At 60.4% G+C, this 17,307-nt stretch carries 12 protein-coding genes; 5 read left to right on the top strand and 7 right to left on the bottom strand.

The features are described from left to right. The first annotated feature begins 168 nt into the window (after positions 1 to 168). Positions 169 to 387 carry a DUF2970 domain-containing protein gene (locus HBN98_RS22940; protein ID WP_064587742.1) on the top strand — a complete coding sequence of 73 codons (219 nt, stop codon included), beginning with the start codon at positions 169 to 171 and terminating at the stop codon, positions 385 to 387. Positions 388 to 393: 6 nt separating this feature from the next. Here HBN98_RS22940 and HBN98_RS22935 read toward each other — a convergent pair whose 3' ends face one another. Further along, the gene (locus HBN98_RS22935) at positions 394 to 1,467 is read right to left on the bottom strand and encodes an ABC transporter substrate-binding protein (RefSeq protein WP_083368945.1); all 1,074 of its coding nucleotides are present in this window, start codon (positions 1,465 to 1,467) and stop codon (positions 394 to 396) included. Positions 1,468 to 1,991: 524 nt separating this feature from the next. On the opposite strand from HBN98_RS22935, the gene HBN98_RS22930 reads away from it, so the two are divergent. Together HBN98_RS22930 and HBN98_RS22925 are read left to right on the top strand one after the other, a co-directional pair. After that, positions 1,992 to 3,650: a nitrite/sulfite reductase gene (locus HBN98_RS22930; protein WP_083368944.1), complete on the top strand. Its 1,659-nt coding sequence runs from the start codon at positions 1,992 to 1,994 to the stop codon at positions 3,648 to 3,650. Beyond that, positions 3,634 to 4,128: a DUF934 domain-containing protein gene (locus HBN98_RS22925; RefSeq protein ID WP_047598609.1), complete on the top strand. Its 495-nt coding sequence runs from the start codon at positions 3,634 to 3,636 to the stop codon at positions 4,126 to 4,128. The genes HBN98_RS22930 and HBN98_RS22925 overlap by 17 nt, the downstream gene beginning before the upstream one ends. 68 nt (positions 4,129 to 4,196) lie before the next feature. On the opposite strand, the gene HBN98_RS22920 is transcribed toward HBN98_RS22925, so the two are convergent. Together HBN98_RS22920 and sohB are read right to left on the bottom strand one after the other, a co-directional pair. Beyond that, the gene (locus tag HBN98_RS22920) at positions 4,197 to 8,975 is read right to left on the bottom strand and encodes an NEL-type E3 ubiquitin ligase domain-containing protein (RefSeq protein ID WP_229755042.1); all 4,779 of its coding nucleotides are present in this window, start codon (positions 8,973 to 8,975) and stop codon (positions 4,197 to 4,199) included. Positions 8,976 to 9,225: 250 nt separating this feature from the next. Beyond that, a complete protein-coding gene (gene sohB, locus HBN98_RS22915; protein ID WP_083368942.1) occupies positions 9,226 to 10,257 on the bottom strand; it encodes a protease SohB in 1,032 nt (343 codons plus the stop codon). A 205-nt stretch (positions 10,258 to 10,462) separates the two neighbouring features. Here sohB and HBN98_RS22910 point away from each other — a divergent pair, with 205 nt between their 5' ends. After that, complete coding sequence (locus tag HBN98_RS22910) at positions 10,463 to 11,173, top strand: histidine phosphatase family protein (protein WP_083368941.1); 711 nt, start codon at positions 10,463 to 10,465, stop codon at positions 11,171 to 11,173. A 49-nt stretch (positions 11,174 to 11,222) separates the two neighbouring features. Continuing rightward, positions 11,223 to 11,540: an SCP2 sterol-binding domain-containing protein gene (locus tag HBN98_RS22905; protein WP_064587748.1), complete on the top strand. Its 318-nt coding sequence runs from the start codon at positions 11,223 to 11,225 to the stop codon at positions 11,538 to 11,540. 51 nt (positions 11,541 to 11,591) lie between these two features. Here the strand turns inward: HBN98_RS22905 and HBN98_RS22900 are convergent, their stop codons facing one another. From HBN98_RS22900 to HBN98_RS22885, 4 genes are read right to left on the bottom strand one after another with little or no spacing between them, the layout of a single operon-like run. Further along, positions 11,592 to 13,163, bottom strand: a complete 1,572-nt coding sequence (locus tag HBN98_RS22900; RefSeq protein WP_083368940.1) for an ABC transporter ATP-binding protein — start codon at positions 13,161 to 13,163, stop codon at positions 11,592 to 11,594. 14 nt (positions 13,164 to 13,177) lie between these two features. After that, the gene (locus HBN98_RS22895; RefSeq protein WP_083368939.1) at positions 13,178 to 14,200 is read right to left on the bottom strand and encodes an ABC transporter permease; all 1,023 of its coding nucleotides are present in this window, start codon (positions 14,198 to 14,200) and stop codon (positions 13,178 to 13,180) included. After that, complete coding sequence (locus tag HBN98_RS22890) at positions 14,200 to 15,264, bottom strand: microcin C ABC transporter permease YejB (RefSeq protein ID WP_083368938.1); 1,065 nt, start codon at positions 15,262 to 15,264, stop codon at positions 14,200 to 14,202. The genes HBN98_RS22895 and HBN98_RS22890 overlap by 1 nt, the downstream gene beginning before the upstream one ends. After that, entirely contained in the window at positions 15,251 to 17,101 is a 1,851-nt protein-coding gene (locus HBN98_RS22885; protein WP_083368937.1) for an extracellular solute-binding protein, read from the bottom strand. The genes HBN98_RS22890 and HBN98_RS22885 overlap by 14 nt, the downstream gene beginning before the upstream one ends. Between the last annotated feature and the right edge of the window lie 206 nt (positions 17,102 to 17,307).

Raw genomic sequence — 17,307 nt, 5'->3', positions numbered from 1 at the left:
TCCGGAAAAATGGAAAAACAGCAAACCATCTCCGGACAGCGCATCTGCGGTACATAGTTATCGCATCGGCAGCAGTTTGTTTCCAATCAAGTCGGCGAATCGGGGTTTGACCGGCACATGGCGGCGGATTGGCTATGCTTTGCGGACATACCTTCAGACGGGGGATTTATGGACGATCCAGTCGACAACAAACCGCCAAGCTTCTGGCAGATGCTGCACAGCGTGATGGCAGCGGCATTCGGGGTTCAGAGCGGGAAGAATCGGGCAAGGGACTTCACCCATGGCAAGCCCAGCCACTTCGTGATTCTGGGGATCGGCTTTACCGCCGTGTTCGCCCTGATGCTGTTTGCCATCGTCAAACTGGTGCTGCATTTCGCTGGTGTCTGAGGGCTGTCAGTGCATAAGGGTCTGCAGGTCGAACGGGTAACGATACGAGGCCGGGCGGCCCTTGGCTGACAGTTTGCGAAAATTCACGCCATAACCCGGCGCTGACCCCATGGCCAGCATCCGCTGGGCCTGACTCTTGTCGATCAGTTGCAGCAGCGGCAACTGGCGATCACGCCCGCCATACCGGGCCAGATCGACGCCCTGATCATAGTCGTGCAATTCCACCAGAGCCCAGCCACCGAGGGTAAAGTGGCCGCCCACCAGTGCGCTCAAACGTCCATCGACCACGGCGCGCAACGCCTCGGACGAGGTATTGACCGCACTGAACAGCACGTCCTTGCCCGCCACCTTGCCCACCTCGGCGAACGCGCGCATTGCGCCGAACGCCATTTCGTCATTGGCCGACCACACCAGCGATACGTTCGGATAACGGCCGACCAGTTGCCGTGCCTGTTCGTAGGCGCGCTGCTGTGTCCACTCGCCGTAGACCAGTTGCCGCAGCCGTACCTGGGGATGTTCGGCGAGGGCACGCTGCATGCCCCGTTCGCGCAATTGCGCCGACGGGGTGATCTTCAGGCCGGAGAATGCCAGCACCTCGATCGACTCACCCCGTGCCACGGGCGGATGCAGGCGAATCAGCTCCTTCATCATCAGGTAGCCGCCCTCCTCGTCATTGGGCACCAGGCTGGCGATGTGATCGGGTCGTTCCCCGACCAGCGTCTGCTGATCGGCGGTCAGCACCGCGTTGACCATGAACAGCTTGACCCCACTGCCCTCGGCCAGCCGCAGGATCTGTGGGGCAATGTACTGTTCGTTGACGAACATCAGGTAGTCGGGCCGATTCGGCCCCTGCAGAGCGACTCGCGCCTGAGCCACGGTGAGTTCGGGCTGGCGCTGGGAATAAAGAATCTGCAAGTCGACGCCCAGGTCCCGGGCCGCCGCCTGCATGAATTGCGAATAGCTGACCCAGAACGCTTCCTGGGTGGTACCCGGATTGAGGAACAGCACCGACTCGGCCCGGGCCGCGGGTCCGAAAACCGCGCCGAGCAGCAGGAGGCTGAGGTGGAAAAACTTCAACATGAATGATTCGGGCCCGGGGAAAAATGGCCGCGCATTATAGCCCCCGAATCAGCGGCTACTGACGCCTGATCCCGTTTTTTGTCCGACAATCGTCGGAAGCGGGCCCGAATCGGTCGTTTACTGATGACTGACCCAGAATACCGCTGTTCCTACAACGAGAATGATCAGGAACAAAATGGCCCACGCATCGACACTGCTATCGCTTTTTTTCGCCTTGGTCGGGTTGCTCATTGCATCGCCTCTTGTCGGTTTTATCGGTGATTGCAGAAAGACTCGATCACAGTTAAGACGATGATTGTCCCCGCGACAAATGTGGGTTAATCAACAACTATTCTCGTTAGGCGATTTGGTTCTTTACATATACTCAAACATCACTTTTGCGCATAACTGCAAACGGGTATATTGCCCCGGCTCCGTTAGGGAGTGCGCGGCCGTGCGCGCGTAATTGCAGAGGCACCATCGGACTCCAGCAAGCGAAAACGCAGCGTTTTCCGAGTAGCCCAAAGCCTGAGAACAGGACTTATATGTACGTATACGACGAGTACGATCAGCGGATCATCGAGGACCGCGTCAAGCAGTTCCGTGATCAGACCCGACGCTATCTGGCAGGTGAGCTGAGCGAAGAAGAATTCCGCCCCCTGCGCCTGCAAAATGGCCTGTACATCCAGCGCTTCGCGCCGATGTTGCGCGTGGCGGTGCCTTACGGCCAGCTGACTTCGCGTCAGACCCGCATGATGGCCAAGATTGCCCGCGACTACGACAAGGGCTACGCCCACATCAGTACGCGGCAGAACGTGCAGTTCAACTGGCCGGCGGTGGAAGACATCCCGGACATCCTCGCGGAACTGGCCACCGTGCAGATGCACGCGATTCAGACCAGCGGCAACTGCCTGCGCAACGTCACCACCGACCAGTTCGCCGGTGTCGCGGCCGACGAGTTGATCGACCCGCGCCCGTGGTGCGAAATCGTTCGTCAGTGGACCACATTCCACCCGGAATTCGCGTACCTGCCACGCAAATTCAAGATCGCCGTCAACGGTTCGACCGCTGACCGTGCAGCCATCGAAGTCCACGATATCGGCCTTGAGCCGGTACACAACGAAGCCGGCGAACTGGGTTTCCGCGTGCTGGTCGGCGGCGGCCTGGGCCGTACCCCGGTGGTCGGCGCGTTCATCAACGAGTTCCTGCCGTGGCAGGACCTGCTGAGCTACCTCGACGCCATCCTGCGGGTCTACAACCGCTACGGCCGTCGCGACAACAAATACAAGGCGCGGATCAAGATCCTCGTCAAAGCCCTCACGCCGGAAGTCTTCGCGCAGAAAGTCGATGCGGAAATGGAACACCTGCGCGGTGGCCAGACCACCTTGACCGAAGCCGAACTGCATCGCGTCGCCAAGCACTTCGTCGACCCCGACTACAAGGCGCTGGACAACCAGACTGCCGCCCTGGCCGAACTCGATAAAGAACATCCGGGTTTCGCCCGCTGGCGCAGCCGCAACACCCTGGCGCACAAGAAACCGGGTTATGTCGCCGTGACCCTGTCGTTGAAGCCGACCGGCGTTGCCCCGGGCGACATTACCGACAAGCAGCTCGACGCCGTCGCCGACCTGGCCGAGCGTTACAGCTTCGGTCAACTGCGCACGTCCCACGAACAGAACATCATTCTTGCCGACGTCGAGCAAAGCCAGTTGTTCACTCTGTGGGGCGAACTGCGTGAGAGCGGTTTCGCCACGCCGAACATCGGCCTGCTGACCGACATCATCTGCTGCCCTGGCGGTGATTTCTGCTCGCTGGCCAACGCCAAGTCGATCCCGATCGCCGAATCGATCCAGCGTCGTTTCGACGACCTGGACTACCTGTTCGACATCGGTGAGCTGGACCTGAACATCTCCGGTTGCATGAACGCCTGTGGTCACCACCACGTCGGCCACATCGGCATCCTCGGGGTGGACAAGAAAGGTGAGGAGTTCTACCAGGTGTCCCTTGGTGGCAGCGCCAGCCGTGACGCAAGCCTGGGCAAGATCCTCGGCCCGTCCTTCGCCCAGGACGACATGCCGGACGTGATCTCGAAGCTGATCGACGTGTACGTTGAACAACGCACCGAAGACGAGCGCTTCATCGACACCTACCAGCGTATTGGCATCGACCTCTTCAAGGAACGCGTCTATGCAGCGAATCATTAAGAACAACGAGGTTGTCGACGAAACCTGGCACCTGCTGCCCAAGGACGCGACCCTCGACGGTATTTCCAACTGCGACGACCTGATCGTGCCGCTGGCCCTGTGGCGTGATCATGCTCACGCCCTGAAAGCCCGCGACGGCGGCCTGGGTGTGTGGCTGGACGCCGATGAAGAAGCCGAGGAAATCGGTGACGACGTCGCGCAGTTCCAGGTGATCGCCCTGAACTTCCCGGCGTTCACCGATGGCCGCAACTACTCCAACGCACGTCTGCTGCGCGACCGTTACGGTTTCAAAGGCGAACTGCGGGCGATTGGCGATGTGCTGCGCGACCAGCTGTTCTACATGCGCCGTTGCGGTTTCGATGCGTTCGCCTTGCGCGCCGACAAAGACCCGTACGATGCACTCGAAAGCCTGAAGGACTTCTCGGTCACTTACCAGGCCGCCACCGACGAACCGCTGCCGCTGTTCCGTCGTCGCTGATTGAAAAACGCCTTGAGCCTGTCATCAGGCTCAAGGCGTTGTTCATTCCCGGCTGACCCTTTAAAACGTCAGCGCTTGCTTGAGCCTCCAGCCTTTTCAGCCACTGGTGTCGTCGACAGCGCCGGATCGACATGGCGTGCCAACGCCTGATCGGTCAACTCGCCAATCAATTCCCGCCGCTGGTTATTGAAGTTGTCGAGGATGGCATTCATCTGCGTCGAGGCCGCCTCCCGCGTCAGTTCGATTTGCCCCTCCAGTTGGGCCATCGCCTGCGCCGTCTGTTCGCTCACGGCGGAAAACCGCTCACCGTGGGCCGACTCCAGATACTCGATCCAGAATGTCTGCGCCATGCTCCAGTCACGCAAGGCGCCGCTGTTTTCGATCTTGACCACCTGTTGATAGGCCTTATCCAGCGCGCTCTTTGACACCTCGACACTCAAGGGATTGCTCAGCGTCCGGGGCTGCGCCGGCAGGCTCAGGCGCTGCGCCAGCCCCATCCGATAAGCCAGACTGACTTCCAGTGCCTGATCGTATTGCATAGGCGCGGTGTGAAAGCGTGCGCTGATGTCGACCAGGGCCAGGCTTTCCACTTCGTGCAATCGGAACAGGCCCTTGAGCAGGCTCACCAATTGCTCTTCCAGCGCGTGCGCGCCGGTGGTGGTCGCCTCCCGCGCCTGGGCACACAAGACCAGCACCTCCATTTCGCTGAACAGTGCGCTGTAGCCGTCGACGCTGACCCTGGCGCTGCGCGCAGCATTAAACAATGAACGGCGCAGACGCTGATTGCCGGCAGCCGCGTCCACGACATTCCAGACACGCTGGCGCAAGTGCGGGTAAACCCGGGTGAATTCTGCGGTGTGCACCAATTGCAGAAGCACATGGAAAAAATCAGTGGAATTGGGCAACGCTCGCAATGCATCCCACACCTCGCGCCGGGACGACGCCACGCTGGCGCTTTCGCCGGCCAGCCATTGCACACTTTGGTTTTCCTGTGCCGCCGTCTCCAGTGAAGATTTGCGCGCCCCCATCGGGGTCACGCCGAACCGGGCGCCGAAAGTCTGCTGATTCGTGGCAATCTTTTTCAGCGTTTCGGCGGACAACGGATTACCGTGCATCCGAATCATCTGCAGCGCGTGGGCAGTGTCGAACACCTGCGCCGGAAGGGTCTCTATCCGATTGTCGCGCAGATCCAGCAATTGCAATCGGCGCAGACCGGAAAGCCCCTGCGGCCAATACGCAATCCTGCTGCCGCGTACGGTCAACTGTTCGAGATGCTCAAGCGCACCGAGATCGGGAACCTGCGCCAGGTTCGGGTTGAAATCCAGGTGCAGCACGCGCAGGTCCTTCATTCGCCCCAGTTGAGCAAGCGATGCCTCGGAGGACAGCAAACGGTTATTGCTCAGGTCCAGGTGCGTCAGCCAGCGTATCCGCTCCAGCGACTCTGGAAGCTGGCTGAGCTGATTGTCACTCAGCGACAGGCTGCGCAACTGGCTGAACTGACGCAGAAACGCGCTCAGCCCGGCATGGGGCATTACGCCGTCCATGATCACCCGCCCGACATGGCTGAAATCGGCGTCTATCAGCGGGAGTTCGCCCAAAGGCTCCGGCGCGAATTGCAATGTGGCGTATAAACTTGTGTCTGCAGCGACATTTCCCGGCTCTCGGCGCCAGCTGCGAATGATCGCGCGCATCGCGCGCAGCTTGCTGGCCCGAGGCGTCGCCTGCCGCACGCCAGCGGCCGTCAAATGCCAGGTCTGACGGCTGACCCAGCGACTCAAGGTTTCCCTGAGACCAAAAAATTCCAGTCGCAACACTTCAAGCTTCCTCAGCACCGTGACTTCGTCTGTGCCCAGGGCATTGAGCAAACGGTGAATCTGCGCCGGGGTGTGCAGGGGATAAAGCGCCTGGGCCCGTCGCACCATGGCGTTGCTGACCTCGCCGGATTCCGTGCCGGGCACCACTGCAGGACGCTCGCTCAGCCCCATTGGCGACAGATTCCCCGGCCGCGCCCCCAGAGTCGGCGCGAAAATCGCCCGGCGCTCCAGCGCCAGTTGGGTAATCTTCGCCTGCAGGGTCGCGGCACCGTTATCCGCTTGTACGCCCAGCGCGGTCTTGCGTTGCGTCGAGAGTCCCATCCACAGCGCCCGGAAATAATGTTCACGGGTGCGCCTGGTGAAGGACACCAGCGGCGCGTCGGCGCCCTGAATGACGTTGATTCGATCCGAGAACACGCTGACCACCGTCCGTTCGCTCGCTTTCGCCGAGCCAATCGCGGCCGCCGAACCACGGGTATCGGTCCATTCAAGTATTTGCGCGAACGCGGAGTCCGACCAGCCCGGCAGGTGTTCAAGTGCATCGAGCACCAGCCGATTGGTGTACTGTCCTCCCGCCCCGTCGAGATAAAAACCTTCGTACGCGCGACACACACGGATCATCTGCTGGTAACGCCGGGCTTCCTCCGCCAGGCGCAAAGGCACCCGTTTCGCGTCCAGTTCGCGCCATTCGCCACTGAAGGCGTTGTTCACCAGTTCTTCGGCCACACTGGCGGGCAAATCGGTAAAGTTTTCCATCAACACCGCGACCCGCGGATGGCCCGGAGCTTCGCTACGCTGGTAAACCCGCCGAAACAGACCGGGGCGTGCGGCTTCAGCCTGTGCGGCGATGATCCGCTTCAGTTCCCGCGCTTGCACTGCCGTATCCGTGGACGCCGTACCGAGCAGGTTTTCTCGCTGGTGTTGCGCAAGACCCGACAGCAGCGAATCGTGCAACTGTCCTTTGTGCAACGCCTGCTCAGTCAGGCGGATCACGTTCTTGGCTGTTTCCGGGCCATAACGGCTGACCTGCCGATCCAGTGCGTTGACCACGCTGATCGAGCTGTCGGACGGCCATTTCACGGCGGCGGTGAGCAAGTGCATCTGCAGATCGGGGTCGGCCAGCGCCGCTGAGTCCGTAGATTGCAACTGCCCGATGAATTCCCTGACCGCGGCGTCCGCCATGAAACGTCGCGCCGTATCGACCAGCAATGCCGGGGTCTGCCCTTGATCGATATGCACCTGACGCAACACGCTGTCTTCAAGCCCACTGACCGCCAGAATGCGCGATGCGGTGGTGTCCGGGATTGCTTCGCTGCTGTAGCCGAAGCGGCGGAACAAGGTCAGCCGCCCCCACTCCTGCACACGTTCCGAGTCATGACGCCAGGCGCCGCGGCCATTGGTTTCGAGCAGCGGACGATAGCTGTCCGCTGCGCCCCTGGGTGGCAACACTTCCCACAGCTCAGTCTCGGATTTCTGACGCACCGCGTACCGATCGGTGTCGAGGGTGACGTAAGCCTGCCCTTCGAGCCAACGCAATCCGCGCTCATCAACGGGTAAACCTTTCGGCAACCGCCGGGGCTGGCGGTAGGCTTTGAGATCGGGCTTCCACAGACGCAGGCGTCCACCACCCGGGTTGACCGCTATCAGACGCTCGACGAATGCCGACGACCTGACGGTTTTATAGGTGACCCCGATGGTTTTCCCACCGGCTGCGAAAGCCGCCATCAGAATGAGGTTTTCAATGACATCGAACAGGTGATCCGTCGCCTCTTCCTGCTCGCCACGGGTCCAGCTTGCGACCCCTTCATACACTTGCGACAGCAGGTGCAGAGCCCCCACCGTCAACAGCACTTCACCTATCACCGGCAGAAACGACACCGCGACCAACAGCAGATCGATGCCGATTTCCTTGTAGGTTTCCAGGCGCGCGAGGCGTGTTTTCTCGTCTTCATCATCAGTGGGAACCACCAGAAGTCGAGCGTCTGCCAGCGTCCGCGCGACCTGTTGACGGTGTATCAGCGCAAAAGGGTCTCCCTCCACATCGACGCCAGTCAATGTCGCGTAGATGACGGCACTGGGCAGTGGTGAACTGCCACTGGGGTAAAAGCGAATGTTAAGTTCCTGTTGAAAGGCCGCCCGGTCGCTCATCTTCAGGAATTCCATGAAAAACGTCTTGAATGGCGGACTTTTCAGGCGCTTGCTCAACTCGACCTCGAAGTCGGTGAACGAGGCGTATTCTTTCAGCGGGTGCAACGGATCACCCGGCAGGTAAACCACGCAGCGATAATCATCGTCGGCGTGTTCGCTGACGGGCCCGATGAACAACGGGCCATGCAGGGTCATATCGAACATTTCCAGACTCTGATACCCCAGGGTGTTTTTCCCCAGTTTGATCGGGCTGGCACCGTCCTTTACCGATTTCAACATTTGGTAAACCGGCTCGCTGATGTGTTTTCTCATCAGCGCAATATGCCGATCCACCTCAAAGCAACTTCGCACATGGGCAACGCACTGGTTGCGCACGTTGCTTGATTCGGCCTTGGGCTCAAATACCGATTCGAGATGAGCCTGATACTTTTTGCCCAAGTCCAGTGTCCGGCACAACTGTGCAAACTCATGGGGTTTTATTGGCAATACCGACGCAGTGCTACCGGTTAATTTCTCCGGGATATAGATCAGTGAAGTATCGCTGTAGTTGCCCGCCTCGGTTTCGCTGGATTCGAAGTTCTCGCACGCGGCGGCCAGCAGATCCCGATTGATCGGCAGCACCAGTTTTTTGCGCAGCCCCAGCAGGCTCGACGTCGAGCGCACGTGCTGAAATACGACACCGGTCACGTCCAGCGGACTGGACAACTTGTCGGACATGGCCTTGGCCAGCAACGGCGCGCAGAACTGCTCCGGCGACTGCAGTTTCGTCATCAATACGCCTGCGGCATTGCGCGTGCGATGACTGGCCATCAGGCTGTTGTAGAGTTCGCGGCGCAACTCTTCCGAGGCCGCCAACACCCAGGGAGGTGCATTCTTTTTGATCAAATCAAAGAACACGCCTTTTTGTTCAGAGGTTGGAACGGTTATTGTTTTTGCGGCAGGCAAAGTAGACATGATGATCTCGAGTGCTGAAAGGAACGATCAGCTTAACGAGCATCTTCTTTTATAAAAGCGCGAATAACAGATCAAACTAACGGCGACACAATCAACATTTCAAACTTATAAAATACATATATACCACCCGCAATAAAAAAGGCCCTTCATTGCAAAACAATGAAGGGCCTTTTTAACTCGTTTACCAGAAGCGTTGCTGGGTCAAGCGACTCCACCAGCTCAACAACACCCGATCCACCGAACCGCTGGCCGCCATGCCGATGCGTTCCTGCAAGCTTTTGCGCTCGGCGTAATGCAGATGGTAGACCTCGGCTTTCTTCGCCTTGTCAGCCAGATATTCGTCACTGGTCTTGAGTTCATCGACCAATTGTTTGTCCAGCGCCGCAACACCGAGCCAGACTTCCCCGGTCGCCACTTCATCGATGGCCAGTTGTGGCCGATAGCGGGCCACGAAGTTCTTGAACAACTGGTGGGTGATGTCCAGATCTTCCTGGAACTTCTCCCGGCCCTTCTCGGTGTTTTCGCCAAACACGGTCAGGGTGCGTTTGTACTCACCGGCGGTCAGCACTTCGAAATCGATGTCGTGCTTCTTCAGCAGACGGTTGACGTTAGGCAGCTGTGCGACCACGCCGATCGAACCGAGAATCGCGAACGGTGCGCTGATGATCTTCTCGCCGATGCACGCCATCATATAGCCGCCGCTGGCCGCGACCTTGTCGATGCACACGGTCAACGGCACGCCGGCCTCACGAATACGCGCCAGTTGCGACGACGCCAGGCCATAGCTGTGGACCATGCCGCCACCACTTTCCAGACGCAGCACCACTTCGTCTTTCGGCGTGGCGAGGGTCAGCAGTGCAGTGATTTCATGGCGCAGGCTTTCGGTGGCCGAGGCCTTGATGTCACCGTCGAAATCCAGCACGAACACCCGGGATTTGGCCTCGGGTTTGTTCTTCTGCTTCTTCTCGGTCTTTTCCGATTTGGCCTGGCCCTTGCGCAAGGCCTTGAGCTGATCCTTGTCGAGCAGGGTCTGCTCCAGGCGCTCACGCAAGCCCTTGTAGAAATCGTTGAGCTTGCTGACCTGCAACTGCCCTGCCGACTTGCGCCGGCCCTTGCTGCGCAATGCAGCAAAACTGGCGAGCACCACCAGAATGGCGACCACCAGGGTTACGGTCTTGGCCAGGAAACTGGCGTATTCGGTGAAAAACTCCACAGCGACTCCTTAAAACAATGCGCGGATGCATAACACGCGCGGGATGGTCCCAGCATACTCATGCGCCGCCTTGTCGACCAGCCGTGAAACCTCTGGCAACAGGCCTGTAACGAGCATTTCAAACAAGCGTATGTTTTTTCATTGACAGCACTCCGTCATCCTCATAACCTCGCCACAACCTTCAACGTACCGGGATGACGCGGACGTGGGCAGCATCTATCTGATTCGACATGGCCAGGCCTCCTTTGGTGCAGACGACTATGACGTCCTCTCGCCGATCGGTGTGCGCCAGGCAGAAATCCTCGGTCAGCACCTGGCCGAGCTGGGAATCTGCTTCGATCGCTGCCTGGCGGGCGACCTGCGTCGTCAGCAACACACGGCCACCAGCGCGCTGGTGCAATTCACCGCCAAAGGCCTGCCGGTACCGCCCCTGGAAACCGACGCTGCGTTCAACGAGTTCGATGCCGACGCGGTGATCCGCGCGCTGATTCCCGCCATGCTCGCGGACGAACCGGAAGCCATCGATATCCTGCGCAACGCGGCGCAGAACCGCACCGAATTCCAGCGCATTTTCGCCCTGGTCATCGAGCGCTGGCTGGTCGGCACTTACGACACCCCGGGCCTGGAAAGCTGGCTGGGTTTCGTCGAGCGGGTTCAGGCCGGGCTGCAGCGCATCCTGGAACAGGCCGACGGCCAGCAGAAAATCGCCGTGTTCACCTCTGGCGGCACCATCACCGCCCTGCTCCACCTGATTACCCGAATGCCTGCCAGACAGGCCTTTGAACTGAATTGGCAAATCGTCAACACCTCGCTCAACCAGCTGAAGTTCCGCGGTCGCGAGGTGGCTTTGGCTTCCTTCAACAGTCATGCACATCTGCAGCTGCTGAAGGCTCCGGAACTCATCACTTTCCGTTGAGTCCGGATAACTGTGACCCTGCTGCAATCAACCCAATAAGGATCGAACCATGACCTCCGTAGCTGATGCCGTAAAAGCGATGCAAGCCAAGTTCAACCCAGCCGCCGCTGCCGGTCTGGATCTGGTCTTCGGTTTCAACATCACCGACGAAGACAAGCACTACGCGCTGATCGTCAAAGATGGCACTTGCAACATCCAGGAAGGTGAAAACCCTGACGCCAACTGCACCCTGGTGCTGGACAGCGAAACGCTGAAAGGTATCGTCAGCGGTGAGACCGACGGCATGCAGGCTTTCATGGGCGGCAAGCTGCGCGTTGAAGGCGACATGATGCTGTCGATGAAACTGTCCGAACTGTTCCCGTCGTAAGACGTCGTTCGGTTTAAAGAAAATCCCGCCCTGGTGGCGGGATTTTTGCGTTCAGGCGAAAGAAGCTGCCAGCAACTCCTGCGTATAAGGGTGCTTTGCAGCGCTGAACAGCTCGCGGGTCTCGCCGCGTTCCACCACCTCGCCCTCCTTCATCACAATCAGGTCATGGGCCAGCGCCCTTACCACCGCCAGGTCGTGACTGATGAACAGGTAGGTCAGGCCGTGCTCCTCCTGCAAGCGGCGCAACAACGCGACGATCTGTTTTTGCACCGTGCGATCCAGGGCCGAGGTCGGCTCATCGAGCAGGATCAGGTCGGGCTTGAGCACCAGCGCCCGGGCAATCGCGATGCGTTGCCGCTGCCCACCGGAAAATTCGTGGGGATAGCGATGCCGTGTTGCCGGATCGAGACCGACTTCACGCAGCACATCGATCACCGCCTGCTCACGCTGCGCCGCGTTCAATTCGCTGTGTACCTGCAAACCCTCGGCGATGATCTGCGCCACAGACAGGCGCGGGCTGAGGCTGCCGAACGGATCCTGAAACACCACTTGCAGGCGTTTGCGCAGCGGCCTCAGCTGCTTGCCACTCAATGGCTCCAGCGCCTCACCGGCAAAGCGAATGCTGCCCTCGGCGTCGATCAGGCGCAAAATCGCCTGCCCCAATGTCGACTTGCCCGACCCCGATTCGCCGACAATCCCCAACGTCTTGCCACGCTGCAGATTCAGATCGATGCCCTTGACCGCCTGCAGGTAGGTTTTGGGCCGCCACCCACCCCCACCCAGACGAAAACGCACGTTCAGGTCGCGCACCTGCAGCAAGTCCTCGGTCGCGTCGAGGCATAAGGCATGCCCGCCGGGCTCGGCATTGAGCAACTCGATGCTGTAAGGATGCTGGGGTGCGCGGAACAGTTGCTCGCACGATGCCTGCTCGACGATCCGTCCACCGCGCATCACCGCCACCCGCTGAGCGATGGTGCGCACCAGATTCAGGTCATGGCTGATGATCAGCAGCGCCATGCCGAGCCGCTGTTGCAGCTCTTTGAGCAGCAACAGAATCCGGCGCTGCACGGTCACGTCCAGCGCCGTGGTGGGTTCGTCGGCGATCAGCAATTGCGGCTCGCAGGCCAGCGCCATGGCAATCATCACCCGCTGGCGCTGGCCGCCCGAGAGCTGATGCGGATAGGCCTTCAAGCGCTCACGGGGTTTGTGGATGCCGACCAGTTCGAGCAATTCGAGAATGCGCTCACGGGCCTGCACGCCCGCCAGGCCTTTGTGCAGCGCCAGGCTTTCACCGAGTTGCCGTTCGATCGTGTGCAGCGGATTGAGCGAGCTCATCGGCTCCTGAAAAATCATCGCAATGCGGTTACCGCGCAACTGGCGCAGATAACGCTCATGCACGCCGAGCAGTTCTTCACCGGCATAGCGAATGCTGCCGTCGATCCGCGTGATATTCGGGTCGAGCAATTGCAGGATGCTGTGCGCGGTCACCGATTTGCCCGAGCCCGACTCACCGACCAGCGCCAGACATTCACCCGGGCGGATATCGAGGTCGATGCCGTGCACCACTGGCTGGCCGTTGAAGGCAACGCGCAGGTCGCGTATTTCGATCAGGTTATCGCTCATATCAACTCCTCGGCTCAAGCGCGCGGATCAAAAGCATCTCGGCAGGCTTCGCCGATGAACACCAACAGAGAAAGAATCAGCGCCAGGGCAAAAAATGCCGTCAGCCCCAACCATGGCGCTTGCAGATTGCTCTTGCCCTGGCCGATCAGTTCGCCCAGCGAAGCGCTGCCGGCGGGCATGCCGAAACCGAGAAAATCCAGCGCCGACAACGTGGCAATCGCCCCGGTGAGAATGAACGGCAGATACGTCAAGGTAGCGCTCATCGCGTTGGGCAGGATGTGGCGGCTGATCACCTGCGCGTCACTTACCCCCAGCGCCCGCGCGGCTTTTACGTACTCCAGGCCACGGCTGCGCAGGAACTCGGCGCGTACTACGTCAACCAGACTCAGCCAGGAAAACAGCGCCATGATCCCCAGCAACCACCAGAAATTCGGCTCGACGAAGCCGGACAGGATGATCAGCAGGTACAACACCGGCAGTCCCGACCACACCTCCAGCAATCGCTGCCCGAGCAGATCGACCCAACCACCGTAATAGCCCTGCAAGGCACCGGCGGCGATGCCGATCAGCGCACTCGCGGCGGTCAACGCCAAAGCGAACAGCAACGACACCCGGGTGCCGAAGATCACTCGCGCCAGCACGTCCCGCGCCTGATCGTCGGTGCCCAGCCAGTTCTCGCCGCTCGGCGGACTCGGTGCCGGTTCCGTCAGGTCGTAGTTGACCGTATCAAAGCCGAACGCAATGGGCGCAAACCACAGGCGCCCGCCCTGCCCCTCGATCAATTGCCGCACCTGCGCGCTGCGATAGTCCGGCTGGAACGGCAGCTCGCCACCAAAATCCTGCTCGGTGTAGCGCTTGAACGCCGGGAAATACCACTGGCCCTGATATTCGACCAGCAGCGGTTTGTCATTGGCGATCAGTTCGCCGCCCAGGCTCAGGCCGAACAACAGCAGAAACAGCCACAACGACCACCAGCCACGCCGATGAGCCTTGAAGCGCGCCCAGCGACGCTGGCCGATGGGGGATAAGGTCAGCATCAGGCAGTCCTCGCGGTGAAGTCGATGCGCGGGTCGACCAGCGTGTAGCACAGGTCGCCGAGCAGTTTTATCAGCAGGCCGAACAGGGTGAAGATGGACAGCGCACCGAACACCACCGGGTAATCGCGGGACACCGCCGCTTCGTAACTCAGGCGACCGAGGCCATCCAGCGAGAAGATCACTTCGATCAGCAGCGAACCGCCGAAAAACACCGTCACCAGTGCCTGAGGCAGACCGGCCACCACCAGCAGCATCGCGTTGCGAAACACATGGCCGTACAGCACCTGACGTTCACTCAGGCCCTTGGCCCGCGCCGTCACCACATACAGCCGCGAGATCTCGTTGAGAAAGCTGTTTTTGGTGAGGATGGTCAGCGTGGCGAATCCACCGATGACCAGCGCGGTGACCGGCAATACCAGATGCCAGAAGTAGTCCGCGACCTTGGCCCACGGCGACAGCTCGGCGAAGTTGTCCGAGACCAGTCCGCGCACCGGAAACCAGTCCAGCGCGCTGCCGCCGGCAAACACGATGATCAGCAGCAGCGCAAACAGAAACCCCGGCATCGCGTAGCCGACGATGATCGCCACGCTGCTCCAGACATCGAACGCCGACCCGTTGTGCACCGCTTTGCGAATGCCCAGCGGGATCGACACCAGATAGGTGATCAGCGTCGCCCACAGGCCCAGCGACAACGTCACCGGGAGCTTTTGCCAGATCAACTCGGTGACACTGGCACCGCGGAAAAAGCTCTGGCCGAAATCCAGTTGCGCGTAGCTTTTGAGCATCAGCCACAGGCGCTCACCGGCGGGTTTGTCGAAGCCGTACTGACGCTCGATGTCTGCCACCAGTTTCGGGTCGAGGCCACGGGTGGCGCGGGATTCGCCGCCGACGGTTTCCACATGGCCACCGCCCACCGCAGCGCCGACACCGATGCCCTGCAAGCGCGCAATCGCCTGCTCCACCGGGCCACCCGGCGCGGCCTGCACAATCACGAAATTGACCAACAGAATCGCCAACAGCGTCGGCACGATCAGCAGCAGACGCCGCAGGCTATAACCCCACATGGGCGTACTCCTTTTGCTGTTGCTGCATCTGCGCGGCAGTCAGCGCGGTGGGGCTGACTTCCCACCAGGTGTCGAGTCCGGCGTCGTACAGCGGGGCCGTCGCCGGGCGGCCGAAACGGTTCCACCACACCGTGGAAATCCCCGGCGGGTAGTAATTGGGAATCCAGTAATAGCCCCACTGCAACACCCGATCCAGGGCATGCGCATGGCGTAACAGGCTGTCGCGGTTGTCGGCCTGCACCAGCCCTTCGAGCAGGGCATCGACGACGGGATCGCGCAGCACCATGTAGTTGTTGGAGCCGGGATCGTCCGCCCCGTCGGCGCCGAAATAGTTGAACATCTCGCGCCCCGGCGCCTGACTCACCGGGTAGCCGACCACAATCATGTCGTAATCGCGATTGCGCACGCGGTTGGTGTATTGCGCGGTGTCGACCTGGCGGATATCGAAACCGATGCCGATCTGCGCCAGGTTGCGCTTGAACGGCAGCAACAGGCGCTCGAAGCCCTTCTGGCCGTTGAGAAAGGTGAACTGCAGCGGCTCGCCACGGGCGTTCACCAACTGATCGCCACGGGGTTTCCAGCCGGCGGATTCCAGCAGTTTCAACGCCTGCAATTGCTCGGCGCGGACGTTGCCGCTGCCGTCGGTTTTCGGCGCTTCAAATACTTGGGTGAACACCTCGTCAGGAATCTTGCCGCGCCACGGCTCGAGGATTTTCAGCTCCTCGGCGTCCGGCAATTCGGTGGCCGCCAACGCACTGTGCGAGAAGTAACTGCGTTGGCGCAGGTACATGCTGCGCATCATCTGCCGATTGCTCCATTCGAAATCCCAGAGCATGGCGATTGCCTGACGCACCCGGCGATCCTGAAACATGGGCTTCTGCAGGTTGAACACGAAACCTTGCGAGCCCTGCGCGGCACCGGGCGCCAGATGTTCGCGGAGCAACTTGCCCTGCTCCAGAGCGGCACCGGCATACCCGATGGTGTAGCTGGTCGCGGAGAACTCGCGGTTGTAGTCGAAGCCGCCGGCCTTGAGCACTTGCCGGGAAACATCCGTGTCAGCAAAGAACTCCACGCTCAAGTGGTCGAAGTTATACAAGCCACGCGTGATCGGCAGGTCCTTGGCCCACCAGTCGGCGACGCGCTGAAATTTCACGCTGCGCCCGGCATCCACCGCGCTGATGCGGTACGGGCCGCTGCCCGGCGGGATCTCGAAACCAGCGCCCTCGGCGAAGTTGCGCGTGTGCCACCAGTGTTCGGGCAGCACCGGCAGCGTCGCCAGATCCAGCGGCAAGGTACGGCTGTCGCTGTTCTTGAAGTTGAAGCGCACTTGCGTCGGCGACTCCACCACGACCTCGGCGACGTCACGAAACTGCTGGCGGTATTTGAGGCTGCCCTGAGTGGTGAACAGCTCGAAGGTATAGCGCACGTCTTCGGCGGTGATCGGCGTGCCGTCGTCGAACCGGGCCTTGGGATTGAGGTAGAAACGCAGCCAGCGGCGATCCGAATCCAGTTCCATCTGCTGCGCCACCAGACCGTAGACGCTGTAGGGTTCGTCCTTGCTGCGATAGGCCAGCGGCGCGTAGAGCCAGCCATCGACCTCGGCCACGCCGGTGCCTTTATCGATGTAGGGAATCAAGTGGTCGAACGGGCCGCTTTCCAGCGAGGAGCGGCGCAGCGTGCCGCCCTTGGGGGCGTTGGGGTTGGCGTAGGCCAGGTGCTGGAAGTCCGGGGCGTATTTCGGGGCTTCGCCGTAGACCGTGAGGGCTGGTTGTGGGGTGGCCCAACTGAATGGGCTTAACAGCGCAAAAGCGCTGAACAGAATGAGCCTGGAGAACATTGGCAGATCCTTTTCAAAGGTGCTGCTTATGGCCTCATCGCTGGCAAGCCAGCTCCCACAGTTTCTTGCGTTGGACACAGAACCCATGTGGGAGCCAGCCTGCTGGCGATGGCGGCGCAACAGTCACCAAACTTTCTGCCTACCTGTGATGTGCAACAGGCCGGCGATTTTTATAGGGCGGGTTTTAGAACGATAAGTGACTAAAA

This window comes from Pseudomonas koreensis (assembly GCF_012986595.1).
GTDB lineage: Bacteria > Pseudomonadota > Gammaproteobacteria > Pseudomonadales > Pseudomonadaceae > Aquipseudomonas > Aquipseudomonas koreensis.
The sequence above is the reverse complement of the archived record's forward strand: the minus strand, read 5'-3'. Positions and strand labels throughout refer to the sequence as shown.